Source organism: Methanomassiliicoccus sp., assembly GCA_012719175.1.
In the GTDB taxonomy this organism is placed as follows: domain Archaea; phylum Thermoplasmatota; class Thermoplasmata; order Methanomassiliicoccales; family Methanomassiliicoccaceae; genus UBA6.
The window spans coordinates 171,829-196,510 of record JAAYAX010000014.1 but is presented as its reverse complement, the minus strand read 5'-3'; the positions used below and the strand labels follow the sequence as shown (position 1 = coordinate 196,510).

General features: G+C 57.3%; 24 protein-coding genes, 4 tRNA genes and 1 pseudogene. 16 read left to right on the top strand and 13 right to left on the bottom strand.

Going from position 1 to position 24,682, the window contains the following annotated elements; genetic code table 11:
- Positions 1 to 270: 270 nt before the first annotated feature.
- The 3 genes and pseudogenes from GXX95_11380 (at position 271) to GXX95_11370 (ending at position 2,781) form a co-directional block, all read left to right on the top strand.
- Positions 271 to 1,311: pseudogene (locus GXX95_11380) on the top strand (TerC family protein).
- Between the two features lie 379 nt (positions 1,312 to 1,690).
- Positions 1,691 to 1,764, top strand: a tRNA-Arg gene (locus GXX95_11375).
- 57 nt (positions 1,765 to 1,821) lie between these two features.
- The gene (locus tag GXX95_11370; GenBank protein NLT38733.1) at positions 1,822 to 2,781 is read left to right on the top strand and encodes a hypothetical protein; all 960 of its coding nucleotides are present in this window, start codon (positions 1,822 to 1,824) and stop codon (positions 2,779 to 2,781) included.
- Here the strand turns inward: GXX95_11370 and GXX95_11365 are convergent.
- On the bottom strand, positions 2,769 to 4,718 hold the full coding sequence (locus tag GXX95_11365; protein ID NLT38732.1) for a fibronectin-binding domain-containing protein: 1,950 nt from the start codon (positions 4,716 to 4,718) through the stop codon (positions 2,769 to 2,771). The two genes, GXX95_11370 and GXX95_11365, sit on opposite strands and share 13 nt — an antisense overlap.
- A 91-nt stretch (positions 4,719 to 4,809) precedes the next feature.
- On the opposite strand from GXX95_11365, the gene GXX95_11360 reads away from it, so the two are divergent.
- The 4 genes from GXX95_11360 (at position 4,810) to GXX95_11345 (ending at position 7,533) form a co-directional block, all read left to right on the top strand.
- Entirely contained in the window at positions 4,810 to 5,271 is a 462-nt protein-coding gene (locus GXX95_11360; GenBank protein NLT38731.1) for a GNAT family N-acetyltransferase, read from the top strand.
- Positions 5,272 to 5,344: 73 nt separating this feature from the next.
- A complete protein-coding gene (locus GXX95_11355; protein NLT38730.1) occupies positions 5,345 to 5,698 on the top strand; it encodes a hypothetical protein in 354 nt (117 codons plus the stop codon).
- A gap of 70 nt (positions 5,699 to 5,768) precedes the next feature.
- A tRNA-Thr gene (locus GXX95_11350) sits at positions 5,769 to 5,843 on the top strand.
- A gap of 85 nt (positions 5,844 to 5,928) precedes the next feature.
- On the top strand, positions 5,929 to 7,533 hold the full coding sequence (locus GXX95_11345) for a hypothetical protein (GenBank protein ID NLT38729.1): 1,605 nt from the start codon (positions 5,929 to 5,931) through the stop codon (positions 7,531 to 7,533).
- Positions 7,534 to 7,927: 394 nt separating this feature from the next.
- Here the strand turns inward: GXX95_11345 and GXX95_11340 are convergent, their stop codons facing one another.
- Entirely contained in the window at positions 7,928 to 9,133 is a 1,206-nt protein-coding gene (locus tag GXX95_11340) for a DUF1015 domain-containing protein (protein ID NLT38728.1), read from the bottom strand.
- A gap of 17 nt (positions 9,134 to 9,150) precedes the next feature.
- Here GXX95_11340 and GXX95_11335 point away from each other — a divergent pair, with 17 nt between their 5' ends.
- Positions 9,151 to 9,900, top strand: coding sequence for a DedA family protein (locus tag GXX95_11335; GenBank protein NLT38727.1), 750 nt, complete (start codon positions 9,151 to 9,153; stop codon positions 9,898 to 9,900).
- Between the two features lie 6 nt (positions 9,901 to 9,906).
- On the opposite strand, the gene GXX95_11330 is transcribed toward GXX95_11335, so the two are convergent.
- Both GXX95_11330 and GXX95_11325 read right to left on the bottom strand, forming a co-directional pair.
- A complete protein-coding gene (locus GXX95_11330) occupies positions 9,907 to 12,108 on the bottom strand; it encodes a PAS domain S-box protein (GenBank protein NLT38726.1) in 2,202 nt (733 codons plus the stop codon).
- Positions 12,109 to 12,265: 157 nt separating this feature from the next.
- Positions 12,266 to 12,338, bottom strand: a tRNA-Val gene (locus GXX95_11325).
- Positions 12,339 to 12,502: 164 nt separating this feature from the next.
- Here GXX95_11325 and GXX95_11320 point away from each other — a divergent pair.
- Positions 12,503 to 13,093: a hypothetical protein gene (locus GXX95_11320; protein ID NLT38725.1), complete on the top strand. Its 591-nt coding sequence runs from the start codon at positions 12,503 to 12,505 to the stop codon at positions 13,091 to 13,093.
- On the opposite strand, the gene hypE is transcribed toward GXX95_11320, so the two are convergent.
- Positions 13,094 to 14,140 (bottom strand): hydrogenase expression/formation protein HypE, encoded by a 1,047-nt coding sequence (gene hypE / locus GXX95_11315; GenBank protein ID NLT38724.1) that lies wholly within the window; start codon positions 14,138 to 14,140, stop codon positions 13,094 to 13,096.
- Between the two features lie 239 nt (positions 14,141 to 14,379).
- On the opposite strand from hypE, the gene GXX95_11310 reads away from it, so the two are divergent.
- Positions 14,380 to 14,454, top strand: a tRNA-Arg gene (locus GXX95_11310).
- Between the two features lie 173 nt (positions 14,455 to 14,627).
- Here the strand turns inward: GXX95_11310 and GXX95_11305 are convergent.
- Positions 14,628 to 14,855, bottom strand: a complete 228-nt coding sequence (locus GXX95_11305) for a hypothetical protein (protein NLT38723.1) — start codon at positions 14,853 to 14,855, stop codon at positions 14,628 to 14,630.
- A gap of 246 nt (positions 14,856 to 15,101) precedes the next feature.
- On the opposite strand from GXX95_11305, the gene GXX95_11300 reads away from it, so the two are divergent.
- Entirely contained in the window at positions 15,102 to 15,278 is a 177-nt protein-coding gene (locus GXX95_11300; protein NLT38722.1) for a hypothetical protein, read from the top strand.
- A 64-nt stretch (positions 15,279 to 15,342) separates the two neighbouring features.
- On the opposite strand, the gene GXX95_11295 is transcribed toward GXX95_11300, so the two are convergent.
- The gene (locus GXX95_11295; protein ID NLT38721.1) at positions 15,343 to 16,185 is read right to left on the bottom strand and encodes an SDR family NAD(P)-dependent oxidoreductase; all 843 of its coding nucleotides are present in this window, start codon (positions 16,183 to 16,185) and stop codon (positions 15,343 to 15,345) included.
- 115 nt (positions 16,186 to 16,300) lie between these two features.
- The gene (locus GXX95_11290; protein NLT38720.1) at positions 16,301 to 16,792 is read right to left on the bottom strand and encodes a GNAT family N-acetyltransferase; all 492 of its coding nucleotides are present in this window, start codon (positions 16,790 to 16,792) and stop codon (positions 16,301 to 16,303) included.
- 93 nt (positions 16,793 to 16,885) lie between these two features.
- Between GXX95_11290 and thrC the strand changes: the two genes are divergently transcribed.
- Positions 16,886 to 17,962: a threonine synthase gene (gene thrC / locus GXX95_11285; GenBank protein ID NLT38719.1), complete on the top strand. Its 1,077-nt coding sequence runs from the start codon at positions 16,886 to 16,888 to the stop codon at positions 17,960 to 17,962.
- A 24-nt stretch (positions 17,963 to 17,986) separates the two neighbouring features.
- Here thrC and GXX95_11280 read toward each other — a convergent pair whose 3' ends face one another.
- From GXX95_11280 to GXX95_11270, 3 genes are all read right to left on the bottom strand, one after another.
- Complete coding sequence (locus GXX95_11280; protein NLT38718.1) at positions 17,987 to 18,682, bottom strand: MBL fold metallo-hydrolase; 696 nt, start codon at positions 18,680 to 18,682, stop codon at positions 17,987 to 17,989.
- Positions 18,679 to 19,470, bottom strand: coding sequence for an Fpg/Nei family DNA glycosylase (locus GXX95_11275; GenBank protein NLT38717.1), 792 nt, complete (start codon positions 19,468 to 19,470; stop codon positions 18,679 to 18,681). Before GXX95_11275 ends, GXX95_11280 begins: the two co-directional genes overlap by 4 nt.
- Positions 19,471 to 19,600: 130 nt before the next feature.
- On the bottom strand, positions 19,601 to 19,915 hold the full coding sequence (locus GXX95_11270; protein ID NLT38716.1) for a hypothetical protein: 315 nt from the start codon (positions 19,913 to 19,915) through the stop codon (positions 19,601 to 19,603).
- 146 nt (positions 19,916 to 20,061) lie between these two features.
- Here GXX95_11270 and GXX95_11265 point away from each other — a divergent pair, with 146 nt between their 5' ends.
- Genes GXX95_11265 through GXX95_11255 form a run of 3 tightly spaced genes read left to right on the top strand, consistent with a single transcriptional unit; the run spans position 20,062 to position 21,487 of the window.
- Positions 20,062 to 20,592, top strand: a complete 531-nt coding sequence (locus GXX95_11265; GenBank protein ID NLT38715.1) for a flavodoxin family protein — start codon at positions 20,062 to 20,064, stop codon at positions 20,590 to 20,592.
- A gap of 8 nt (positions 20,593 to 20,600) precedes the next feature.
- Positions 20,601 to 21,254: an NAD(P)H-dependent oxidoreductase gene (locus GXX95_11260; protein NLT38714.1), complete on the top strand. Its 654-nt coding sequence runs from the start codon at positions 20,601 to 20,603 to the stop codon at positions 21,252 to 21,254.
- Positions 21,251 to 21,487, top strand: coding sequence for a DUF3795 domain-containing protein (locus tag GXX95_11255; GenBank protein NLT38713.1), 237 nt, complete (start codon positions 21,251 to 21,253; stop codon positions 21,485 to 21,487). The genes GXX95_11260 and GXX95_11255 overlap by 4 nt, the downstream gene beginning before the upstream one ends.
- Here the strand turns inward: GXX95_11255 and GXX95_11250 are convergent.
- The gene (locus GXX95_11250) at positions 21,484 to 22,083 is read right to left on the bottom strand and encodes a hypothetical protein (protein NLT38712.1); all 600 of its coding nucleotides are present in this window, start codon (positions 22,081 to 22,083) and stop codon (positions 21,484 to 21,486) included. The two genes, GXX95_11255 and GXX95_11250, sit on opposite strands and share 4 nt — an antisense overlap.
- Positions 22,084 to 22,268: 185 nt before the next feature.
- Here GXX95_11250 and GXX95_11245 point away from each other — a divergent pair, with 185 nt between their 5' ends.
- Entirely contained in the window at positions 22,269 to 22,874 is a 606-nt protein-coding gene (locus GXX95_11245; GenBank protein NLT38711.1) for a DNA-3-methyladenine glycosylase, read from the top strand.
- A 3-nt stretch (positions 22,875 to 22,877) separates the two neighbouring features.
- Here GXX95_11245 and GXX95_11240 read toward each other — a convergent pair whose 3' ends face one another.
- On the bottom strand, positions 22,878 to 24,485 hold the full coding sequence (locus tag GXX95_11240) for a hypothetical protein (GenBank protein ID NLT38710.1): 1,608 nt from the start codon (positions 24,483 to 24,485) through the stop codon (positions 22,878 to 22,880).
- Positions 24,486 to 24,682: the final 197 nt, after the last annotated feature.

Below are 24,682 nucleotides of genomic sequence, written 5' to 3'. Positions count from 1 at the left end.
CCTTGTCTTTTTCCCCATCCGAGGGTTGACGCTTCTTCGGATTAAGGACACCGCGAGCTGTCCAAGTGAGGTGAAATCGGGGACCTCAACAAAGGAATAGGATCAATCGAACAAGAGCATTCAGAAGGCAACCTATCTAACTATTTTGAACCATAACCTGACTGGTTTGACCAGTTCTATCCAGGGCTCTATATAATTGGACCGAATTGGACTCTTTCTCCGTTCAATCTAAATATATAACCTGCCTTTGGTATGTGGCCGGAATGGGGTATGCCTGTGACAGAAGTGACAGACATCACTTGGATCATTTTAATTGTCAGCATCTTAGCGCTCCTGTCTCTCGACCTAGGGGTCTTCAATCGAAAGGCTCATGTCATCAAGCCCAGGGAGGCGCTCTTGCACGTCGCCTTCTTCGTGGGCGCGGCCGTTGTGTTCAACGTGGGGATTTTCCTGTCGATGGGCTCCCAGCTGGGCCTGGAGTTCACCACTGGCTACATAATGGAGCTAATGCTTAGCATTGACAACCTGTTCGTAATCATACTTATCTTCAGCTCCTTCTGCGTTTCCCAGAAGGACCAGCATAGAGTGCTTTTCTACGGAATATTGGGAGCGCTGGCTTTCAGGTTCGCGTTCATCCTTGTAGGCGTCTCCCTGGTGGAGTCTTTCTCCTGGGTGCTGTATATCTTCGGCGCCTTCCTAATAATCACCGGTATCAGGATGGCCGTGAAGAAAGAGAAGGAGAACGTGAAGCCAGAGCACCACATAATGGTCAGGTTCTTTCGCAGGTTCTTCCCGGTCACCGACACCTATGAGGGCGACCATTTCTTCGTTCGCAGGCCGGGACGGGGGCCCAAGGCCGGCAAGATGGTGCTGTGGGCTACCCCAATGTTCATCGCGCTCCTAGTGGTGGAGAGTACAGATATTATCTTCGCCGTGGACTCCATACCTGCAATCCTCGGCATCACTACCAACACCTTTATTGTGTTCAGCTCCAACGCGTTCGCCGTCCTCGGCTTGTGATCGATGTACTTCGCGCTGAACCACGTCATGAATCTGTTCTGCTACCTCAAGTATGGGCTGGCAGCGATCCTGACCTTCGTGGGTATCAAGATGCTGCTGCCCATCGTCGACCCGCACCTGCACATACCAGTGGCCGCTTCCCTTGTCGTGATCGTCAGCATACTGGGCGTGGCTATCATAGCATCGCTGCTTAAGACAAGGCGCACTGGGACCTGCCCGGTGGTAGAGGAAGTGCAGGCGGAGACCTGCCCAGCCCTGAAGGATATAGCAGATTCAGGGGACGACCCCTGAGACGAGTCCCTGCCCCTTCCGGAAAGCGGGGTAAGGCATTCCAGCACGGACCGGATGGTCAGGGACCGACCCCCTGCGGGCGCTCCTCGTCCTTGATGGCGTTTCGCCGCAGACGCTATCATGGTGTGTTAGTAACAACACCAAACTTCCGTGAGGTACCGATGATCGCAAAAATGGGCGCAGGCTTTTTCAGGTAAATGGGTCTTAAAGTGCTAGGTTCGAACTTCAGTACGGTTTGGCTAAAAAAGGGACTGATGCTTGAGGCGCCTGTCGCATCACTATTAAATCCTCCCGAGCTGACAAAATTGACAGCCAGGCGCTGAACCAGTCAATACGCTCAAGCGAAAAGGAATTAAAGGGGGAACTATTACAGGGAATTGCCCGAGTGGGGTAGCTTGGATATCCTAAGAGATTGCGGATCTTTAGACCCGGGTTCGAATCCCGGCTCGGGCGCTTCTCAAAACCCCCTAACGAAGCGCTTATCATCGTCTCCCTCGTTTCATTACCACCATGTCTCGTTATGGGCTCCGGTACGATCCCCTACCACCGCTTCTAGCATCATCTGACCTTGTGGTGAGGCTCCGGGCCGCCCGCGAGCTGGACGATCAGGATGTGAACCTCTCCCCCATCAAGGAACTGCCCCCAGTTCGCAGTAGGATAGCCAAACAGCAGAAGGACGGCTCCTGGCGTTTCCCCGGGCGAAGGGTCGACGGACACACCCATTACGAGTACCTGGAGACCTACAGGGTCCTGGGGGAGCTGGTGGAGCTTTATGCTATGGACGCCACCCATCCCGCGGTGTCCAGAGCTGCGGAGTTCCTGTTCTCTCTACAGACCGATGAGGGCGATTTCCGGGGCATCTACGGGAAGGAATACTCCCCCAACTACACCGCGGGGATCCTGGAGCTGATGATGCACGCAGGCCTGGGGAAGGACGATCGGGTCGAGAGGGGTTTGCGGTGGCTGCTTTCCTGCAGACAGACTGATGGAGGATGGGCGGCCCCCCTGCGCACCATCGGCTGGAAGTTCCATGATCCTCTTCCTGGCGGAAGCGAGCCCGTTCCGCCTGACACTACCAAACCATCATCGCACATGGTGACGGGGGTCGTGCTCCGCGCCCTCGCCGCGAGCGACTATTACCGTAGAAGGGAGGAGACGGTATGCGCTGCGAAACTCCTCGCCTCCCGTCTGCTCCTTCCGGACCATTATCCGGACCGCAAGGGCGTGGAGTACTGGACCAAGTTCTCCTTTCCGTTCTGGTTCACAGACCTGGTGTCAGCTTTGGACTCTCTGTCCCTGATCGGGATCCCCGCTGAGGACCCATTGGTGGCTAAGGCCGTGGACTGGTTCCGCTCCCGTCAGCGAGGGGACGGGACCTGGCGCCTGTACTACCTGAAGGGGGCGGGGATAAGCATCGACGAGTGGGTCCATTTCGCCCTGTGCCGGGCCTTGCGCCGCTACTCGGACTGATCCAGCCTTTCCGGCTCCTCCTCTATTCCCACGGTGCTGACCATGTCCACCTCGCCCGGCGGCATTATCCGGGCGATCTCCTCCTCAGGCACCTCGAACATCTTGGCGAGGAGGGCGGAAGCCTTGGTCTTGACCTTCCTCGCTGGCTCGATGATCACATAACGAGAGGAGTGTGCCTGGACCGCTCCCAGCGGCCCGCACATGATCTTCCTTCCTCCTTCGTACATGATCTCCCCCACTGCGAGCTGCAGCGGCAGATGGTTGATGTAGTTCCTCTTGCCGCGGATGACGAAGGCCCCGCGGGGGACGAACTCCCCGGCCTGGGCCATCTTGCTCACCTGGTCCGGCAGCACCCAGTACGCCGTTCCCTCGGAGGCGCCGGCCATCCACGCCTTGGAGTGGGCTATGGCGAAGGTGCAGGCCTCGATCATCTCCTCGTCGCTGGCCTCGACCCCGTTGAGGATCACAACACTGGGCGCCCCGTGCACATCGGCGTGGGCGAAGCGCTCGGTGGTCTTTAGATGTTTCTTCACCAGCTGATCGTTGCTGTGCGCGTCCCTACCCGCCAGGACCATCCTGCCCTCGGAGGTCAGGAACCACTTGTACCGCTCGAACCAGTACTCCTTGGTCTTGCGCACCGAATGCTTCTCCGCCTTCCTCCGCCCCTCACCCTCCTTGACCTTCTGTGCCAGTCGCTTTTCCGTCTCCTCGAGAGCGGTCTGAGCACCCTGCATCTTGTCCTTGGCCTCCTTCCCCTGCTGGTACAGAGCATTGGCGTTGCCCTCCACCCCCAGGGTGTAATCGAGGGTCACCTCCCTGCCTGCGATCACCGTGGTCACGCTGTGCTCCTTGGGGTTCACGCTCAACAAGGTGGGCACTACTGAGAGGACCTCCCGGGTCTGTTCCCAGTTCAAGCCCATGGTCCTAGCCTGGACATCCTTCAGCAGGGCGTCCGTGCCCATGTAGTCGGAATAGATGGCCTCCGCCTGCTCCGCAAAGGCCCGGGCCTCGGCCAGCTGCTTGTCCACCGCCGCCTTCTGCTGCGCCAGCTGGCGCACCAATCGCTGGGTCTCGGGGTCTTCCTTCTCTCCAGTGATCGGCGCCCTTTCGGTTATGTACTGATGGATCCCATCGGAGAACGTCCCATGTTCCTTCTGCTCCCTGTCGCCGTACTGCAGGAGGGGAATGGGGACCACGTCCACGGGCCTGCCGTCCTCGAGCACGACCCGGGGACGGCGCCTGGATGAGCACTCCTGGAGCAGAAGGGTTAGGGAATCGTTAAGGCGGTCCACCTCCTCGGTGGACAGGCTCTTGGCCTTGCGGTCCTTGTCCACCCCTGCACGGAGGCAGGTCTCCTCGGCGTACTGCCCTCCGATATTTATGGCTGTGGCAAGGGTCCTCACAGCGTCCGATGTGGAGCCCAGGAAGGCCTTGCGGAACGATGGCGCGTCCATCCTGAGGGGGTTGAACCTGGGGGGTGGGAAGGCATATTCCAGACCGGGGCGCACCTCGCGGTGCCGCCACTTCCGGGAGTGCACTGAATTGAGTATCTTTCCACCGGACACCAGGATCAGGTTGCCGTCCCCGAACAGCTCCATGATAAGCTGGTAGGAGGTGGGCCCCTTCTCCAGGTCGAGCACCATTATACGGTCGAACTCCTGCTGATGAACGGCGGCGATCCGAGCATTGGTTATGTACTTGCGTAGGTTCACCGCGAACTGGGAAGGCATATCCGGTATGTCCGGCTTCTCCGGTGCCAGGTACAGCCACTTCATATCCTGCAGTACCATCTCCTTCTTGCCCTGACCTTGTGTATTGACCCTCACGAGGACGTTCTTGGCCTCCCAGTGGAAAACCTTGTCCAGGTATCCGCCCACCAGGGACTGCATTTCCCCGGTCATGGCCAGGATGTCGAACGCGCTCAGCTCTTCCTTCATCGTTCCCTGCTACCATTCCAGGAAGATAAGCTTTGCTGACCCCTCTCAGGGAAAAAGAGCTTTGTTGTCCGGCGAATATGGTCGAAGCATGATAGAAGATGTGACCGAGGCCGACCTCCCCTACATACTGGAGCTGCAACGCGCCGCCTTCAAGGAGGAGGCCGAGCACGTTAAGGACCCCTCCATCAAGCCCATGACCCAAACCCTGGAGGAACTTCGGGAGGAGCTGGCCACCAACGTTTTCCTGAAGTATGTAGAGGACGGCGTTATAGTCGGCTCGGTCAGGGCCAAGGCGATCGGCGGCACATGCCACATCGGTCGCATGGTGGTTCACCCCGATCACTGGAGGAAGGGGATCGGGAGGTCTCTGATGCACGAGGTCGAGGGCCGTTTTCATGATATCCAACGGTACGAGCTCTTCACAAGGGAGGACCACGAGAGCACCCGACCCTTCTACCGCTCCCTGGGGTACACCCCTTTCAAGGTCGAGAGGTACAGCGACACCCTGAGCTTCGTGTTCCTGGAGAAACCCGTCCGGAGGGACGGTCAATAGTACAAGGCCGCAATGCCCGTCCCCCATCGTTACGGGAAGAATAATTATAGCCGCTCGGATGTGGGGAGGTACGTTGATCGACATCGAGGATGTGATCCTTCAGCGCATCGAGCAGATCGAGGAGGACGATGATGAGCTCGAGACGGACTATGAGCTCATAGCACCCGATAACCGCGGGGTCATCACCGTTACTTATGATCTTCTCCCCATAGGGGCCGAGTTCGTGGAGTCCGATTTGAGCTGGTCCCGCGAGGATGCGGTGGAAGAGTACAGCTTCGCAGCTGACGAGGGTCTTTACGTGGCGGTGATAGTTCCCAACGATGCCTTCCTCAGTGTCAAGGAAAGGTTGCTCCGAAAAGGGCGCATGGGTATAGATGTGTACAGCTACGAATCGCTTGGCATTCTGTCCACACCCATGGCTGGATGAGCTCCGGCCCGTGATCGCCGGTCGGGGTCGAAACCTATATTAACAACTATCGAATTGATGGTCTCCATCCGCCACTGTGGCTTAGTGGTATAGCGACGCCTTGGTAAGGCGTAGGTCGAGGGTTCAATTCCCTCCAGTGGCTCCATATCATTCTCAATTTTTACAAGCTTACTTTTAATACCACGAAGCAAGATTGGCGCCCAACTCTAGCCGTGAAGGTGGGATTTGGGATGGGACGTGCGTTAGGGTTGATACTGGTAGCACTTGTTTTATTGAGCGGTTCAGTAGTGCTGGGAAGTACGGCGACGGCTGCCCCTCTGGTCAGCTCCGGGTCCTTGCAACTGAACATCACCTCGCCGCAATCCACACCCACCCCATATCTCTTGACCCCGTATGCCAACATCACCTGGGAGGCGTACGATGAATCTTATAATATCACCGAGACCCTGGTCTACCTTGACAATGCCAACGCCCTGTCTACATCTCTCACCTGGGTCAACCTCACCGGCCTCTCTGATGGTCGTCATACAGTGACCGTATGGGTGATAAACGAGGTGGGCTCTTCCGCCGAGAGCTCTGTCGTATTCTATATCGACACCACTCCCCCGACCCTGCAGATAGTTTCCCCGAACAACGGCGATTACCTCAACATATCCGAGGTGACGGTCACCTGGCAAGCCTACAGCGCGGTGGGCATCGCCTATTACGATGTACGGATGGACAGCCAGCCGTGGTTGACTCCCATCTCCTACTCCCGGACTTCCAACACCTTCAGCAGCGTTACCAACGGGCAGCACAATATCACGGTGGTCGCCCATGACCGGGGCGGCAGGACCACTTCCTCCGTGATCAATCTAAACATCGATACCACCATCCCCACGGTGACCATTACCGATCCGAGCGATAACGCAGGTTTCAACCACACTGGGGTCACCGTTTCATGGAGCGGTTCTGATGCAGGCAACAACCTGGTCGGTTACCAGATCTGGGTGGATGGGGTGAAGCTCACCACGGCCGTTCCCGGGGAGAACCACATTAGCAGCAGCTACTCCAAGGGACACCATACCGTGCGCATAGTGGCCATCGATGTCGCCAATAACACCGCCTCCGACGAGGTCACGTTCCTTGTGGACACCGAGGTCCCAGCGATCATCGAGCGTTCACCTGAAGGCGGGGATGTCGCTGTGGACGCGGTTATCGAGGTCAACTTTACCAAGTCGATGGACCCCCTCGCGACCACCATCATCGTGCCGGGGGTCGACGGCACAAAGCAGTGGGAGGGAACTCTCCTGAGGTTCACACCTTCCTCGCCCCTGGCCCATGGGGCCACATATGCCGTCGTTCTCAACGCCAGCGATGCGGTGGGCAATGTGATCGCCAGCTCCTGGAGCTTCACCACCACCAACCTCGGCACCATCTCCGGCGTCATAACCGACGCGGAGGGGAAACCGGTATCGGGAGTGAAGGTCGCTCTCGACAGTGGAGCGAGCGTGGTCACCGATAGCTCAGGCGCCTTCACCCTTACTGCGCCTGCCGGCCCCAATAATATCACCTTCAGTAAGATGGGGTGGGATTCCACGACCAGGACCGTGGAGGTCGTGGCTGGGGGGTCCGTCAATCTGGAGACGATCTCCGTGAAGCCATCCAATCCCCTGGCCATTTACGGTGTGGTCGCTGCCGTCGCGGCAGTGCTCTGCGCCCTCCTCATCTTCACATTCCGCCGCCATAAGCCTAAGGCCAAGGCCCCTCCGGCCAGATCGTGGAAGGGCATGGAGGACCTGCAGAGGCGGTCACGGCGAGCCATGGACGACGATGACGAGGATGACCGCCTATAGAGATCATGCCTCCTGTTGATGGCGGCCGCTCGATGCCGTCCCGGTGTGGAGTCCTTCGTTCCCATTATGTTTCAAAAGAACTGTAGGGTCCGACGGCACTTTGTTTCAAATTTTGTAGGTCTTGATGAGTTTTTATATCATAAAAAAAGAAAAAAAAAGAATGGAGGAGGCTTGCGAGCGTTCAGATAGTACCTGGAACCAGTATGAACATGATCAAGATCAGACCTATACAGAGGAAGATCAAGAGGGCATCCCTCTTCTTCTGATGGATCATCTCCGTGCGGTGGGTCAAGGTCATCCTCCCTGTTCCATGTAGTCCTGAGCGTTCGCGAATATATTTGGGAGCGTCAGGTACATATAGATATCGCTTTTTATAATAATATCAACTTAGATATTACTTCATGCGATACAGGACGAACCCGGACCACACCTTCGGCCAGAAGTAGGTGGTCTTCTTGGGCATCTTGCGGCCGGCCTGGGCTACCGACCACACCTCGTCCAGGGGGGGCGCGCGCACCAGGATGGTCAGGTCGGTACCTCCGGCTTTCACCTTCTTCGCCACGGATGCGAGGTCATGATCATATTCGATGACAAGTTCGTTGCCCTTAGGAAGCTGGTACAGGATGTCCTTGAGGATGACCTCTTGGCACACGTAGGTGTCGATGGTCCAGAGAATGTCTCCACGGGGAGCGACGAACTCTGCCACTACTACCTTTCCACTGGGGAAGAGGAGCCCGAAGGTGGGCACCGTGGCGACCTCCAGGGCGGCCTCGGCCGCGGCCTGGTCCTTCACCTGCCGCAGCGAAAAGTGCTTGCCCATGGCTTCAAGGAGCTTCTCCTCCTGGAACTTTAGGTTCTTTATCAGGCGGTGGGTGGGGCGGACGAACATCCCTGTGTCCTGGGAGGATACCATGGTGCACAAGACATAGCTCTTTTTCTCCTCCTGGGGGTTCTCCTGGGAATACTTGTAAGAGGTCTCGTAACGGTGGTGACCATCGGCGATGAGGATCTTCTTGTCCTTCATGATCTTCCTGATGTTGTCGACCGTTGACCTGTCAGAGATGCGGAACAGCTCATGTACGGTGCCCGATGGATCTTTGCATTCGTTGAGCTTTGTAGCGTTCCGGGCGATGCTCCCCATGTCGAGGTCGGAGCGGTCGTAGAGGCCGAAGATGGACTCACAATGAGTCTCCGTGGACCGTAAGAGGTTCAGGCGGTCCTCCTTCACCTTGGGGAACGTCTCCTCATGGGGGATGATGTTCCCGGCTTCGTAGCCCTCGGACCGGAGCACACCGATGATCCCGTTCCTCGTCAGCATGCCGCCCTTATCCTGGAAGCTCTGCCGGTATAGGTAGTAGCACTCCACATCATCCTGGAAAAGCTTGCCGGTGGCTAGCCAGGAGTCCAGCGTCCGGGCTGCTTCGTCGTACTTACCGTCCTTCGCCCCCAGTGTTATCCTGGTGATGTTGTAGGGCTTGGACTGCAGGCGAGCCTGTTCCTCCTCGGAGATGATGTCATACGGAGGGGAAATACGGTCAGAGATATCTTCATCGGTGCTTAGTCTCGGCAGGACGCCACGGAAGGGGCGGAAATCGACCATGGGAAACGTTCCCGGTAATGCCTCACTCGTTCAAGAGGCTTGCGACAGGCCGCATTGCAGGGAAAACCCTAATATTATCCTCCTTCTTCGTACCGTGGAAGGAGGCGGGGTACATCAGCATAGTGGCCGTCATTAGCAACATCATATTGGACCTAATAACATCCACCGGTTACCTCGGGATTTTCCTGGCCATGCTGATCGAGGGTGTTCTCACCCCCATACCCAGCGAACTGATAATGCCCTTCGCGGGATACCTCTGCTTCACCGGGACGCTTAATCTTGTGGCCGTGATAGTGGTCGGTTCTCTGGGGGCGATGTGCGGCTCCATCATAGCCTATTACCTGGGTCGCAAGCTGGGCAGGCCCCTCCTGGACCGCTACGGCCGCTACCTGGGGATGAAGGCCGAGAGCATGGACAAGGCCGAGGCCTGGTTCGCGCGCTGGGGGTCCTATGGCATCCTCATAGGCCATGCGGTGCCCGGGATACGCTCCATCATATCCTTCCCCGCGGGCATATCTCGGATGGAGCTGAAGCGGTTCGCCCTATTCACATTCCTGGGGGCAACGGTGTGGAACACCGTACTGGTGTCCGTGGGCTATATGCTCGGCCAATACTGGATGAGCTTCGCCGAAAGCCTGGAGGGATGGGACATCGCTATCCTGCTAACTGCAGCCGTCCTGTTCATCGCCTACGTCGCTCTCTCCCGGTGGCGGGATGCAGCACGCGCAAAAAACAGAGAAAGTATCGATGAGGATAGAGATATCTGACGCTTCTTACTGCAGGTCCGTGAAGCGGTAAGAGCCAGGCGGAACCTTCAGCTCAAAACGCGCCCCCTGCCCTTCTGAGCCGTTCTCGATGATGGAGATGTTCGTTAACTTGAGCACCTCCCTTACCAGGAACAAGCCCAGGCCGGTGTTCTTACCGTACCCGCGATAGAATATCCTCTCCTTATCCGTTGGCGGTATGCCCACGCCATTGTCGTTGAAGGCGATGGTCAGGCCTTCGGGGGCCTCGGCATACTCTATCCACAGGTCGGTGGCATTTACGCCGTGACGGAGAGAATTGTCCACCAGGTTGATGAAGACCTTGGGGAGCATAGGGTTGGAGAAGACCTCCAGCTGATGGAGGGCCTCCGGAATCCTGACAGGATGCTGCGAGACCATCTCCGGGATGGTGTCCCTGATGCGGACCCATTGGGCATCGTGGTCGCTCAGCTCCTGAAGGTCGTGTGTCAGGTCCATCTCCGAACGAATAGCCTCAATGGAACGCTGCGCCTTGTCCAGAAGGTCGATGGTGGCATCGTCCTCGATGCCCTTGGTCGCCAGATCGATATATCCCTCGGTGGCAACGATCTTGTTTAGACAATCATGACGGGTGATGCTGGACATCAGGGAGAGCTGGCGGTTCACCTGTTTCACCGCATCCTCGCTCCGTTTGCGTTCGGTGATGTCCGTTAGGGTGCCGGTCCACACCGTCCCGCCATCCCTTTTCTGGGACATAGAGGAGGTGTTCAAGATCCATCGTACGGTGCCGTCGAAGTCTCTCAGTAGGAACTCGTGGCGGCACGTCTGCCCTGACCTTTCCGATATGCGCATGGCCTCGAGGAACCGATCACGCTCCTCGGGGAGCATCCTATCGAACATCCACGATGGGTCGTTCAGCCACTTATCGGTGGGCACGTCCACGAACAGCTCCGCACCTTTGCTCACGAAGATGAACCTGGGTATGTCGTCCTTTAAGAACAACTGGTATACCACTCCCGGGCTCTGATCGGTGATCATCTGGAGCCTGTTCCTTTCCTCATTGAGCTCCTCGTTCTTCAGCTCCAGGGCCTCTTGGGCCCTTATCAGGTCCGTTACATCGTTGAGGACGTTGATGATGTGTGGTTCGCCCCTGTACTTTATCAGCCTCGAGGACAGAAGCATTTTCAGGACCTCTCCTCCCGGGCTCCCGATATCCACGGGATGCTGGTCTATGACCCCCTCGCCGTCAAGGAACGCCTCCGAGATGATATGGAAATCCTTCGGGCCAACATAGCCCAGTTCCATTGCTCCCTTGCCCATTATGCTCTCTTTCTTCGTTCCGGCGATCTGGAGGTACTTCTCGTTCACGTCCACGAAGGTTCCGTCCAAGGCGCACAGGGCGATGGGAAACGGGCTTTGCTCGAAGAGGGTCCTGTAGGTCTCCTCGCTCTCCCGAAGGTCATTCTCGGCCTTCTTCCTCTCCGTGATCGGTCGAACGGTGATCACCAGGCCCTCGACGCTGGGAACGTTCAACATGTTGGAACCCACAGCCTCCATGGGAGAGCATTCCCCGCTCGCCGTCAGCATGCGGAACTCCACAGGGTCACCCCTCCTCTCGTTCCTCTTCACATGATCCAGCCTAGCCCTCATCTCCTCGACATCGCCGGGATGTATGAGGTCGAAAACGTTCTTGCCCAGCATCTCCTCTTCACAGCAGCCCAAGATGCGCTTGACCGAGGACGAACAGTAGTTGATGAAGCCTTCGGAATCGATTATGAGGATGAAGTCGGAGGATTGTTGCAAAAGATTACGGAATCGGTTCTCGCTCTCTTCCAGCTCTCTCTTGGAGCGATAGATCTCCGCCGACCTCCTGACCATGTTGGCCAGTTCGGTGAACTGGGCCTCCACCCCTCCGCCCTTCTGAAGATAGAAGCTCGCCCCCAGGTTCAGAGCGTTGACCGCCACATCCTCCCTACCCTTCCCTGTGAACAGGATGAACGGTACGTCCCATCCGCTCGATCTCAGGGCTTTGAGCAGTTCCAGGCCGTCCATGGTCGGCATCTGGTAGTCAGAGATCAAACAGTCATAGAAGGTGGTCCCCACCAGAGACAGGGCTTCCTGGCCTGAGCCTGCCAGGTCCACGATGATACGTGGATCGTTCTCAAGAAAGATCTTGGTGAGGTCGAGCAGGTACGGCTCATCATCGACCGCCAGCACCTTGATCTTCGACATTATCGACTCAAATCGGCATCCAGATTAAATATTTTTAGATGGAACGTAGTGAAAAGGGCATTTTGTTGGCGTCAGGTAAATGCTGGACAGAAAAGGTGGTCATGCTCTGTCACCTATAGCCAATGATTGATGGTCAATGATGAATGTAAAAGAAGAGTGGGCTCAGCCGGATTTGAACCGGCGACCTTCGCCGTGTAAGGGCAACGTCATAACCGCTAGACCATGAGCCCGTGCGTGAGTCTGAATGAAGAGGGCATATTAAAAAATTGGCCAATCATTGTCGCCTCACCCTTTCCGGCTGCCAGACATCTGATCGGTGACCAATGATCGGACCGGCCTCAACATGGCGAAAGCGTCATAAACGACCATACCATTAGTTCTCGCGGTACAAGATTTGAACAATGAGAGCTTCAGGAGCAAGATCCGTGCCGTGCTGGATGAGCCGGAGACGGGGCCTACCTTGCGTCGTTTCTTCGTCAACACGATGTTCGACTCCACGTTCGTCATTCTAGGTATCCTCATAGCTTCAGCATTCTCCAGCGAACCCAGTCTGAGAACGGTTATAGTGACGATTGTCACCAGCAGCGTGGCCCTCGGCATATCGACCGGAATAAGCGTGTTCGAGGCCGAGACCATGGAACAATCGATCAAGATGCGTGATATGGAGCGCGCCATGCTGACGTCATTAGAGGACACGCACCTTCACCGCATCTCGAAATTGACGATCCTGCTATTGGCTGCGGTCAACTTCACCGCCCCCGTCATATCCGGTGCCATCACCCTCACGCCCTTCCTCATGGTGGGAGACAACGACATCCAGCTCGCTGCGTTCATCAGCCTTGGACTCGCCATCTCCATATTGTTCGTGGTGGGAGCAGCCATGGGCCGTTCCGGTGGCCGGAACCCCATCGCCCAGGGAGGCAGGATGGCCGTGGCCGGTGTGGCCGCGTTCCTTCTCTGCTATTGGATCGAGTCCATGCTGTGATCAACAGATGCGGGGAACAGGATCGCCTACCGGCGGCTCCAATATGCGATGCCCGCCCACCTCGGTGTGAAGTACCACTCTCTGGTACTTTCGAGTCGCCTTTCCCACGATGGCAGCGTTCCTGCCTAGAGGATGGGACCTTATCGCCTCGAGGACCTCCTCGGCCATGCTGGGTACGCATCCGATGATGGCCTTCCCCTCGTTGCCGATGCTCATGGGGTCCAGCCCCAGAAGTTCACAGGCGTTCTGGACAGGCTCGGATATGGGAACATCGGCCTCCTCTATCTCGATGCCGATGCCGGACTTGGAGGACCACTCATTGATGGCGTTGGCGAACCCGCCCCTCGTGGGGTCCTTCATGCTCACCGCGCCTCCTACCTTGAGCACCTCCTCGATTAGGTGGTTAAGAGGCGCGACATCGCTCTTCACATCGGTCTCGAAGCCATACCCTTCGCGGAAGGACAGCAGGGATATGCCATGGTCGCCCAGAGTCCCTGTCACGATGATGACGTCCCCCTCCTGAATGTTGTCGTCCGTAAGCCAGTTCGACGTTACTGGACGATGATCACGGGCCACCTTGAGATTGTTGTCCAGGAACCTGCTCCGCTTTCCGATGGCCGATGTGGTCACGATCATACCATCCAAGGCCCCAGACTCCACCACCTTGGTGTCTCCTGTCACCACCGGTACGTTGGCCTGTTCCGAGCATTTTCCCACGGACTTCATTACACGTTCCAGATCATCTATCTCCAGACCTTCCGCCAGGACCACGGCCAAAGATAAGGCTAGAGGGGTCGCCCCCATGACCGCTATGTCATTGACCGTACCGCTCACCGAGAGGGAGCCAATGTCCCCCCCGGGGAAGAACAGCGGCTTTACGGTGTGAGCGTCGGTGGTGAACACCACATCATCGACGACAGCGGAGTCGTCGAAAGATCGTAGCGGCACCTCGACCGGGAACTGTGGCAGGAACGGGATGATGTGCAAGGACAACAGCTCGTGCATGAGCTCTCCGCCTGCGCCATCGCCCATGGTGACCCTTTTCATGCTTCGGTGATTCTCCATTTCCGGTTTAATACCTTCCTAGGCTCCCTATCCCAATATCACAGGATGAGGAACAAGCTTTATTGAAGGTGCAATGAGCCCTCAAGTCTGCGATGAACTAACTTTCGGATATCTCTAGAGGTCGGTCTCCCGCTCTGATAAGAGGTCAGACATCTCAGGAATACAATTATATCCCGGAATAGCCTCGGCGGGGACAGCGAGGGTCGTAAGGCTCCCGCTCGGGGCTCGTGGGGTAGCCTGGATTATCCTTTCGGCCTTCGAAGCCGATGACGGGGGTTCGAATCCCCCCGGGCCCGCTTCCTAACACATCGCTGAACAATCGATAAAAAATGATGTGAAGGCGTTTTTTCATGCCAGTTCAATCCTCCCTCACGGCACGAGCATCACCTAGGATGCGGGTTACTGGCCTTATCGGTTGACTCGACCAGTAGAGCTCATGTGCCCTTCGGAAGGAATCGCCAGGGCAAGATCACTCGACGGTTCTCCGCATCCCGGACCCGCCTAGCATCGATCCCACGGTGATCAGGGCCGCTGCCAGGACCGCCATATCGGTCCCCAGGTTCTCCGCGAACACTATGTCCGCCGCTGCCTTGACGACGAACAACGTTATCACGAAGTAAATAATGCTCAACACTATGCCAATGACCGTACCGAGAATGAGGCCGATCACCGAAGCGAACATTCCTTTCTCTGCCATTTTAGACCTCCTCTTGCTTACCAGTCGGGCAAGGTAATCCCTCACCTACTGATTTTCAAATCACTCTTCATGCCCGATTAGGCATGAGCATTGAATATTCGCGTTCATCGGGATAAATATCTTATGTTTATAGAAAAGACCTTTTCTTTATATATGGAACAGACTAGTTGGTTTAAAAGCAATGTAACCTGAGCCAAAAGCGGGCATGCGATGTGATATCAGGATTCCGGGTCGATGGGCTAGATCTTGAGCATTGATGAGCTCGTCAGGGGGACCTGCTGCCCAACCGCTGGTCACGCCGATCGACCCAACCTTGATGATGTGTTCGGGGGACCTGGACAGGATCGGCGGTTCAAGGGCGGGAAAGTAAACTTCCGCTACGACCTAGGTCCGAAATTGTTGTTCATCATGGACAGAGACTGAGCCTAGGTCCGACCTTATCTTATTCTTTCTAACCCTTCTCATTCGTTCATAAATGACGCTCAGATCACGGTCGCTTATAGAACATCCTGGTGAACCTTAAGCTTAGCTCCCGAAGCATGTTCCTGGCATGGAGATCGTAGGCCTGGGGATGAGCGGTGGCCTCATGCCCCTGGGCGAAGAACCGCCCGGTCACGCCTTCCCTCAGAGAAGAGGTCACGGTTTTGATGACCGCGTCCGCCCCTTCCTGTGGGTCACCCCAGCCATGTCCAAAGGCCTCCCTGACCATCTTGGTGTTCAGCAGGTTGCCTGGGTGCACTGCGTTTACTGTTATGCTATCATCTTTGAGCTCCTCGGCCAGGTCCATCGTCATCATGATCAGGGCGAGCTTGCTCTGCCCATACGCGGCCTGAGGGTCATAATGGCGCTCCAACATCAGATCATGGAAGTCGATCTGTCTCTGGCTCATGGAGGAAACGTTCACGATGGCGGAAGGCGCCGACCGACGCAGCAGGGGGATGAGGATGCGAGTGAGAAGAAAGGGGGCCAGATAGTTCACCGCAAATCTCAGCTCAAAGCCATCTATGCTGGTCTCCCTGATCTGGTGCCCTTGCTCCCCCTCACCTATGCCCGCATTGTTCACGAGCACATCAAGCCGGGAATGTTCGTTAGACACCATATCGGCCAGCTTCGTGACCTCGGCGAACGAGGACAGGTCTGCGTTGTAATATTGAAACCTCCCACCATGGACCGCCCCTTGCAGCTCTCTAAGGGCCGCCTCACCCTTCTGGGGGTTCCGGCCGTGCAGCAACACCGTGGCCCCTTTGGCGGCCAATCCTTTTGCGGTCAGCTTTCCGATCCCGTCGGTCGAACCAGTAACCAGTATGATGCTGTCTTTGATATCCTTCATCGTTTCACCGCAAGATCTTGGACCATAGATCCTGCCATCCTTGCCCCTGCCTGACAAGCCGGTGGAAGCAGAACCCTAACTCAGCGATGTAGAGTTGGTGGGACCGTATTGCATATCAAGGTTGCTCTGTATGGGACTGATCAAAGCTGCTCTCAAGCATGACCATCTTCGGTCGGAAACCATAGCGGGCATAGAACGAGAAGATTGACTCGTCCCCGTAAACCGTGAACACCACCGTGCTCCTGGCCCCCTGTTGCCTCATCCACTCCAGGGTACGTCGCATCAGCGCATCCCCCACACCCCGTCTTCGGGCCTCGTCGTCCACGAAGAGGGATTCTATCTCTCCATTTCCAAAATAATCTATGCTGCTAGCACAGTAGCCCAGGTCCCTGGATGCCATGGTGTCCCGGGCTATCTCGATGCGCAAGCGGCAGGATTTGGCCTTGGAGACCATCTCCTCCTTGCGCAGCTGGAAGGTCCTCTCAGAGAAATGCTCAGAGAAGAAAGGGGAACGCTTGGAGGCATGCTTGTTGAGCTGATGCCACATCTCCCTGATGCTGTCGATGAGCTCCACTCCCCCACAGATGAACTCAGTTTCTGAGAGCATTCCACACGATACCAACCTGTAGGGCTTAATTTTTTTGGAGAAGGCAGGCGCCTACCTCTTTGTGATATATCGGCCCCGCCCTTACTTACCACCATGTTCCGTTGTACCGTTTGTGGCACCGAGTACAGCGAGTTCCGTCACACATGCTCCAAATGCGGCTCGGTCCTGCTCGCAGTCGACTACCCACTGGCGTGGGAACCGGAGGGGGTGGGGCTCTGGAGGTACAGCTCCATGCTTCCAGTATCCCGCTCCATTTCCTTATCTGAGGGGGGTACGCCCCTCGTCCGACGCCGCGATAGCAAGGAGGAGGTGTTCCTCAAGTTCGAGGGCGACAACCCCACAGGGTCCTTCAAGGACCGAGGCAGCTCGGTCGTCATCTCCGACGCCTATAACCAAGGGTTCAAGAGCACGACCGTAGCCTCCACTGGCAACATGGGCGCCAGTGTGGCGGCCTACTCCGCGTACGCGAACATGGCCACCCGCATATTCATTCCTGAAGGGATACCGCCGGAGAAGGTCGCCCAGATCACCGCTTATGGTGCGGAGCTGGTGCCAGTGCCGGGCGGCTTCGCTCAGGCGGTTAAGAGGTCTCTGGAGGAGACCGAGAAGGGAGTGTACCTGGCGTCAAGCGGTCTGAACCCTTACTTCATCGAGGGGCTAAAGACCATCGCCTTCGAGGTATTCGAGCAGATGGGGGTACCCGATAGGGTCGTGGTCCCCACGGGAACGGGCGGCCTCCTCACCGCCATCCACAAGGGGTTCGAAGAGCTGCGGTCCCTAGGGGTGAGCGATAGGGTGCCTCAGATGATCGCCGTCCAGTCCGCGGTGGTAGCGCCCATCGTGGAGGCGTGGAGGGACGGGACGGAGCTGCGCACCCCGGGAGATGTGAGCACCATTGCCTCAGCGATATTGGTCAAGGTCCCGTTCAATGGCAGGTCGGCCATCGAGTCCATGAACCGCTCCGGGGGTTACGGGATCACCGTGACCGACCATCAGCTCATCCAGGCCATCAAGGTTCTGGGCCAGGAGGGAATATTCGCAGAACCGGCCGCCGCCGCCTCCATGGCGGCCCTACCGTATCTGGAACCATGGCCGGATGCAAGAACGGTCCTGATGATCACCGGCTCCGGGCTCAAGGACCCATCGGTGGTGCTGAGACGCGACCTGTGATCAAAGTAAAAAATCAAGAGGTTCTCAGATGTCATGGTCAACGGTTACATCCAGGGTCATCCCGTCCTCTGCCACCGTCACCCTGACCTCCCCGCCCAGCCGTTCTATCTGCTGGATGGATGCAGGAATATCGTTGTAGAACCAGCTGCCTAGGTGGGTGACGACGATCCTCCTCGATAATGGGGCCAGGAGATCCACCAGATCAGGTATGCCGGCGTGTCCGTGGCTGCGGCCGGTGATCGGGTCCCTTCTGACCAGGCCGCCCCTCCGGATAAAGCTGCCCTCAATGATGGCCAGGTCGACATCGGGGATGCGGTCCCGGTATCGTTCAGGGAAAGAGTACAGGTCCCCTGTGTACAGCACCCGCCCTAGGTCCTTCTCCGCAAGGTAAGCGCACGAGCGCAGCCCTGCGCTGTGGTTAGTAGGTATGGGCGATACCGTCATACCGTTGACATCGACTGGCCCCCTCATCACCCTGATGGGGAGACCGGACCATGCTTGGGGGCCATAGATAGGGACGCAGAGGTCCACATCCTCGTTGACGAAGAAGGCGTGGTCCTCATGAAAATGGGTGATGAAGATGGCCTTTGGCCGCCTCTCCAGGTACTCCCGCTCGCCGAGGTCGAAAAGAACATCGTCAATAAGTATCCCAGAATGAAGGGCGTGACCGGGGGCGCTGACATCGACGTGCGCCCTTGTTCCCAGGATCTCCACCCTCAATCCCCGTCCTCCCGCTGGCAGCGTGGACAGTAAAAGGAGGTTCTGCCGCCGAGAGTCATGGAGAGCAGATCGCCGCCACAGTTCGGGCACAACCCTCCGCGGAAGCGGTGCCGCAGAAGGTATGTTCGAGGCAACTTTGAGAGGTCACCTTTGCGCTCGATGGAGCGGCGTAGCACCTTGCGCACATTATGATAGAGACGCTCCATATCGGCTCTTTCCAGGAACTGTACCGGGGCTCGAGGATCGATCCCTGACTGGAACAGCGCCTCGTCGGAGTATAGGTTGCCCACTCCCGCCATCTTATGCTGGTCCATGAGCACATTCTTGGCAGCCCCTTTGGAGCGTTCCAATATTTTGACGAAATCTTTCCTGGTCAGCATTAGGACATCTGGCCCCAGACCTTTCTTCCTTACATACTCATCTGGCGAGGAGGTCAACCCTATCCTTCCCAGCATCCGAGGGTCGCTGAACGCGAGGTAACCGTTCTCAAAGGTGAAGAGGAGACGGTCGTAGCGGGGCTCATCGTTCATTCTCTTAAAGAACACCGGCTCCCCGGTCATGCCGAAGTGCCACGTCAGCCACCCCCCTCGGCTCAGCTCCAGGAACAGGTTCTTTCCATGCCTGTAGGAAGATAGGAACGCCGACCCTTCCCCCGCGGTGATCACCTCTTCGGCCTGTAAAGGGCGGATGATGAGGGGATGCTTCACTTCGATCTTCGCTATGAGGCGACACATCGAGGTGCGATCGATGTAACGTCTGAACGTCTCCACCTCAGGTAGTTCCGGCATGTGCCACCTCCACGGTCAAAGTTGATCCTCTTATCCTCCTCAACGAACATCCGATGTCGTTGAACGGACGAGGCAGGATGTCATCACCAGTCCCTATGCTATGCTATAGGACCCCTTGCATCTCCCCGCTCTACCAACGGATGATGGTGATGGCCGCAAGGACGGATATGACCAGGGCCAGGAACAGGCTGATATAGTAAGAGTACTTGGCCACCGGCTCGAAGGTCTTCCCTTGCTCCATCTTAACATACTTGCGGGATACCACCACCGCCAACCACAGTAGGACGACGGAAAGGACCATCAGCGGCTTAGTAATGTCTGTCATCTCGAGGGCCAGCAGGAAGGAGAGCAAACCCCCGAAGTTCAGGAACAGGGCGGCCATGCGCCATACGTTATATACCCGCTTGAGGGCGGAGTTGGACACCCCTCTGTTGGAGAACGACATCGTCCCACCATCATCGAACTATTCTTAAATTTTAGCATCGAGTCGCGTCAAGTCACAGGGAATCTACTTTATCCTCTCCCTGGCATGAAGGGGATGGAGGGTTTTGGGTTCGCGCGCTCCTGTTGGACGGTTCCATTAGTGATGAGATGAGGCCTGCCGTTGATGCTTCCAAGTCGCACCTCCAGGAGATCGGCCTTCAGGTGGAGACCGTTAGATTGAAGGAAAAGCGAATAGGGCAGTGCCGGGGATGCTTCGACTGCTGGGTGCGGACACCCGGACAGTGCATCATAGACGATGATGCCAATGAGGTCATGCGCTCCTTCGTCAACTCTCAAGTGATAGTTCTGTTGACCCCGGTGACCTTTGGAGGGCACTCCTCCCAGCTGAAGAAGGCCTTGGACCGCTTGCTCGGCTGCATGCTTCCGTACCTGGAGAGATGTGGCCGAGATACTAGGCATCCCCGCCGCTATGACTTGGCCCGGCGGATGGTGTTTGTGGGACTTCTGCCCCAGCGCGATCACGAGGCCCAGACCACCTATCGCGAGCTCTCTAAGATGAACGCGCTGAACTTCCGTGCGACCGCCTGGGCCACGGCCCTGGTGTTCTCCAACGAGCGTCCGGAGATGGCCTCCGTGGCGGTCAGGGAGGCCTTCCTGGAGGCGGGTATCACACCATGAGGGCGGCGTTGTTGAACGGAAGCCCCAGGGGGAGCAGGTCCACGTCCCGTGCCATGGGATCGTACGCGCTCGAGGGCCTTCGGAGCAGGGGATGGGCGGTGGAAGAATTGGACATGTGCAGGGCCGTTACCACATCAGAAGGGCTAACCGATCTGCTGGCCTTAGCGGAACGGTCGGACCTCATGATCCTCTCCTTCCCCACATACTTTGATTCCCCGCCCGCGGCTGTGATCAGGGCTATGGAGACCATGCACAGCCGCATCAGGAAGGGGGGTGACCTCCTAGCCATAGAGAACTGCGGCTATGTCAGATCGGGGAACAACAGTCCCTCGCTGTCGATCTGCCGTCTGTTCGCACGAGATATAGGATGGGAGTGGAGGGGCGGGCTGTCGCTGGGAGGAGGCAACGTCCTTGCAGGTCACGGTCTGGAGGAGGCAGGAGGTGTGGCCAGGAATGTGAGAAAAGCCCTCGACCAGGCGGTGTTGGCTCTGGCCGAAGGCAAGGCCGTCCCGCAGGAGGCCATAGATCTATTGGGTCGTAACATCGTCCCTCCGTTCCTCCACAATACCAGGGCGAATCGGGCATGGGACCGTGCGGCACGTAAGAATAACGTCTTGGACCGCATCCGGGACAGACCATATATGGAGGAGGAGAGTAGATGATAATAGGCGTATGTGGAGTGGGTTGCGAGGCCTGTCCCCGGCGGACGGCGGGGAAGTGTCCCAACGGCCAAGAAGGATGCGTCCCGAGGGAGAACCCCTTCTGTGAGATCTGCACCTGTGCATCCCGCAGGGGAGTGGACCTATGCTTCCGGTGCCAGGACTTCCCCTGTGAGACCACCCGGAAGGGCCCCATCTCCTATGGTTACTGCCAGTACATCAGCGGAAAGGACTAGTTGGCCCGCCTCAACACCCTGTGCTTTATCCAGGAGACCCCATCGGTGAAGGAATGTTCCTTCTCGGAGCACCTTTCCACGAACATGTAGGATAAGGTGAAACCAAAGTACGGCAATAGGTACGCCCATGGGAACATCCCTGCCAGCATCATACCGAAGAGGGCGAAGTCGCTGAACGGACGGTAGTTCATGAACAGCTGCAGGAAGCCCTCAATGCGGTACTTGTCCACCAGCCCATCGGCGACCTCGTCGACGAAACCGGCCACCAGGAAGAGCGCCAGCGGGACCAAGGTCCAGCTAACAGTACTGCTAGGGTAGAATGCCAGCAGCGAGGCCACGGCCAGAGCGGTCCCGAGGGCGAACGCCTGGTTGTCTATCTTTCGCGCCAGGACCAGGGATATCAGCATGGCCGCGAAGAACGCGGTGGAGAACGGGCTGTCCCGGGCCATTAGGTAGCCCATGGAGACCCCGGCCATCACCGCCAGGGTTCCCGCTGACCGCAGGGAGTAGGAACTTTCGTCATAGGCTTGATCGATATACTTTATCGCGCCGCCTAGGAAGGCGTACAGCAGTATCGTTAAAAGAAGGTCCATCATTTTCTTACCTTGGATGTTAAGAGGCTGAAAGTCCAGCCAGTTTACCGATCCATGCTGGGCGTCGCAGGGATTCGCCATCCATTTATTAAGCTTTCAGGGGTGAGTCCTATTATCGGTACCGATACCAGCAAAGGCCTGGGCTTGTTTAAGAAAGGTCCAAGAGCACCTTCGTGCATCCTAGGGACGTGAATGGAAAGGTCTCCCCGAAGTTCTTCGCCCGATCCGCGCTGGACGTGGCCAGGGACCTCATAGGCATGAACCTGGTCCGCAGGTCGACCGAAGGTACAGTGTCAGGGGTGATAGTGGAGACCGAGGCATACTGCGGAGTGGAGGATCCTGCCGCACACACGTTCAGAGGACGCAGGACCGCCAGGAACGAGGTCATGTGGGGCCCGCCCGCCCACGCATATATCTACCCCATTTACGGGATGTACCACTGCCTCAATGTCGTTTGCGGTCCCCCGGGTACCCCGGAGGCCGTCCTCCTGAGGGCGGTGCGCCCATCTAAGGGGGTGGACATCATGGCCTCCCGGAGAGGTATCCCCGTCATTGACGAGGCGGAACGCAGGAAGCTCTGTTCCGGTCCCTCGAAACTATGCATAGCCTACGGACTTACGAGGGAGGACAACGGCGCGGACATGGTCAAGGGTGATCTGCGTTTCACCGCGGGCGGTGAGAAGGCCGAGGTGGTCACCTCTAGAAGGATCGGTGTCGAGTACGCCAAGGAAGCGGCACTCTGGCCATGGCGGTTCCTTCTTAAAGGGGACACCTACGTTAGCCGGAGGCCCTGAACCTTAGCTCTTGCGTCGGGAGAGCATTATGGCAGCCCCCGCCAAGGGGAAGGCGATCACTGCCAGCATAGCCACTGTCAGCGCCGTTCCCACCACGGGATCGTCCTCCGCCGCATCTCCCACGGTGAACTGCAGCAGGGTCTGGGAGGGATTGCCGACCCCGTCCCGCGCCGTCAGCACGATGCTGTGAGAGCCCACGCCTAGCCCCGTCAAGGTGATCTGGCGAACGGACCCCGGCAGGGATATGACCATACCCCCGTCAACGCTGTATCCAATATTACTGATGCCCGAGGCCAGGTCTGAGAGATCGAAGCCTATGGTGATATCTCCATGGGGGAAGTTGCACCCTTGGGTGGCCTCGAAGGTCACCGTGGGTCCCAGGCGGTCGAGCCGGATGTTGGAGACGGTGCGCACCGCTTGCGAGTTCCCGGCATAGTCGGTGGCATAGTACTGCAGGACATGGTCACCATCCTCCTCCATGGTCACTGGCCCACGGTACTGGGCCCACTGGCCACCATCCCAGCGGTAGCTGATGGACAGGATCCCGCTTCTGTCGTCGGTGGCGTTTATGAACACTCTTACCGCGGAGGAGTACCAGCCGCCACTGGACAATGTGCCTGATATCGCATGGGTAGCGGCCGGGGGGACGGTATCGACGATTATGGTGGCATCGGCAGAGGACTTTATCGGCTCTCTGCTCCACAGGCCATTGTACGCTCGGGAGAACAGCTCGTATTGACCGTTGCCCATCGTATGGAACGTGATGGTCCCCACCTCCCACCGGCCCATGGGATTGGAGGCGGTGGTGTATTGTTTAAAATCGCCGATCCCGTTGATCCGGTAATATATTTCAACTTTCGTCCACTGGTCCACATCACCTTCCACGACGACGGAGAAGGAGAAGGAGGTCTGGTTGGTGGATGCCGGGAGATCAGTTATGTGAGAGAAGACCTCCGACATCTCCTCGGCCTCCACCTGGACGTCGTCCACGTACGCTCCGATGTATGGACCTCCCTCGGGGGTCACGGGGCCGGAGCGGAAATTTATGCTTATCCATGTGGTGCCTTGGGGCAGCTCGACGGTCACCGATCTCCATCCTGAAGAATCGGATGCGGTCTGCCTCCATACCTCATTGAAGGCGGTCAGGTCTGGGCTGCGGTCGATGGAGGTCGTCGCTGATACCCACAGATAATCATCACCTAGGCTTGTCTGGGAGCTTCCGGTCATGGCCCAGTAGCTGAAACTCAGTGTCATTGATGTTAAGCCTTCATCCGCTTCCAACTCTCGTGCCATATAGGAGTCCATGTTGGTATCGTAGTTCAGAGTATAGTCGGAGGGGGAGGCCCAGAAGGGGTCGCCTATACCCTTGATGTCGACATTGGAGGCCCCATCGTACTGGGAGTTCTCGCCTATGGCCGCACAGTACACGGATTGGGATGAGGACACGGAGGTGTATCGAGTGGTGCCCCAGTAGTCCTGGTCTGAAGCTTCGTTGCGGTCGCCTCGCGACCACTCCCCGGGAAACCGTCCCTCGAAATCATCGGAGAGAATGACCTGGGTCTCGGCAGCCCCCACCGAGGTCGGGAGGATCCCCAAGATGGGGACCGACATGCTGAGGCACACCATCAACGTAAGTAGTTTTTTGATTCTCTGCCGCACGGGGAAATCCTATTTGAACCTCAGGTTTTTATAATTATTGTCTGTTCAAATTATAAGGCGACATAGTTCTGGCCTATCATCTGTCATGTATTGCAAGAGCAAAATAGAGAGGGGTCTTCGTTGACGAATTAGTCAACGAGAAAAGAGGG

Coding starts and splice junctions, on each gene's coding strand:
- GXX95_11365 (NLT38732.1), bottom strand. CDS start 4,718: ATGAAGGAAGAGCTGAGCGCGTTCGACATCCTGGCCATGACCGGGGAA.
- GXX95_11330 (NLT38726.1), bottom strand. CDS start 12,108: ATGTCGAAGATCAAGGTGCTGGCGGTCGATGATGAGCCGTACCTGCTC.
- GXX95_11370 (NLT38733.1), top strand. CDS start 1,822: ATGTCTCGTTATGGGCTCCGGTACGATCCCCTACCACCGCTTCTAGCA.
- GXX95_11305 (NLT38723.1), bottom strand. CDS start 14,855: ATGGCAGAGAAAGGAATGTTCGCTTCGGTGATCGGCCTCATTCTCGGT.
- GXX95_11255 (NLT38713.1), top strand. CDS start 21,251: ATGATAATAGGCGTATGTGGAGTGGGTTGCGAGGCCTGTCCCCGGCGG.
- GXX95_11290 (NLT38720.1), bottom strand. CDS start 16,792: ATGCTCTCAGAAACTGAGTTCATCTGTGGGGGAGTGGAGCTCATCGAC.
- GXX95_11265 (NLT38715.1), top strand. CDS start 20,062: ATGAGGCCTGCCGTTGATGCTTCCAAGTCGCACCTCCAGGAGATCGGC.
- GXX95_11345 (NLT38729.1), top strand. CDS start 5,929: ATGGGACGTGCGTTAGGGTTGATACTGGTAGCACTTGTTTTATTGAGC.
- GXX95_11270 (NLT38716.1), bottom strand. CDS start 19,915: ATGTCGTTCTCCAACAGAGGGGTGTCCAACTCCGCCCTCAAGCGGGTA.
- thrC (NLT38719.1), top strand. CDS start 16,886: ATGTTCCGTTGTACCGTTTGTGGCACCGAGTACAGCGAGTTCCGTCAC.
- GXX95_11335 (NLT38727.1), top strand. CDS start 9,151: ATGCCTCACTCGTTCAAGAGGCTTGCGACAGGCCGCATTGCAGGGAAA.
- GXX95_11275 (NLT38717.1), bottom strand. CDS start 19,470: ATGCCGGAACTACCTGAGGTGGAGACGTTCAGACGTTACATCGATCGC.
- GXX95_11240 (NLT38710.1), bottom strand. CDS start 24,485: ATGTCGGTCCCCATCTTGGGGATCCTCCCGACCTCGGTGGGGGCTGCC.
- GXX95_11250 (NLT38712.1), bottom strand. CDS start 22,083: ATGATGGACCTTCTTTTAACGATACTGCTGTACGCCTTCCTAGGCGGC.
- hypE (NLT38724.1), bottom strand. CDS start 14,140: ATGAAAAGGGTCACCATGGGCGATGGCGCAGGCGGAGAGCTCATGCAC.
- GXX95_11295 (NLT38721.1), bottom strand. CDS start 16,185: ATGAAGGATATCAAAGACAGCATCATACTGGTTACTGGTTCGACCGAC.
- GXX95_11340 (NLT38728.1), bottom strand. CDS start 9,133: ATGGTCGATTTCCGCCCCTTCCGTGGCGTCCTGCCGAGACTAAGCACC.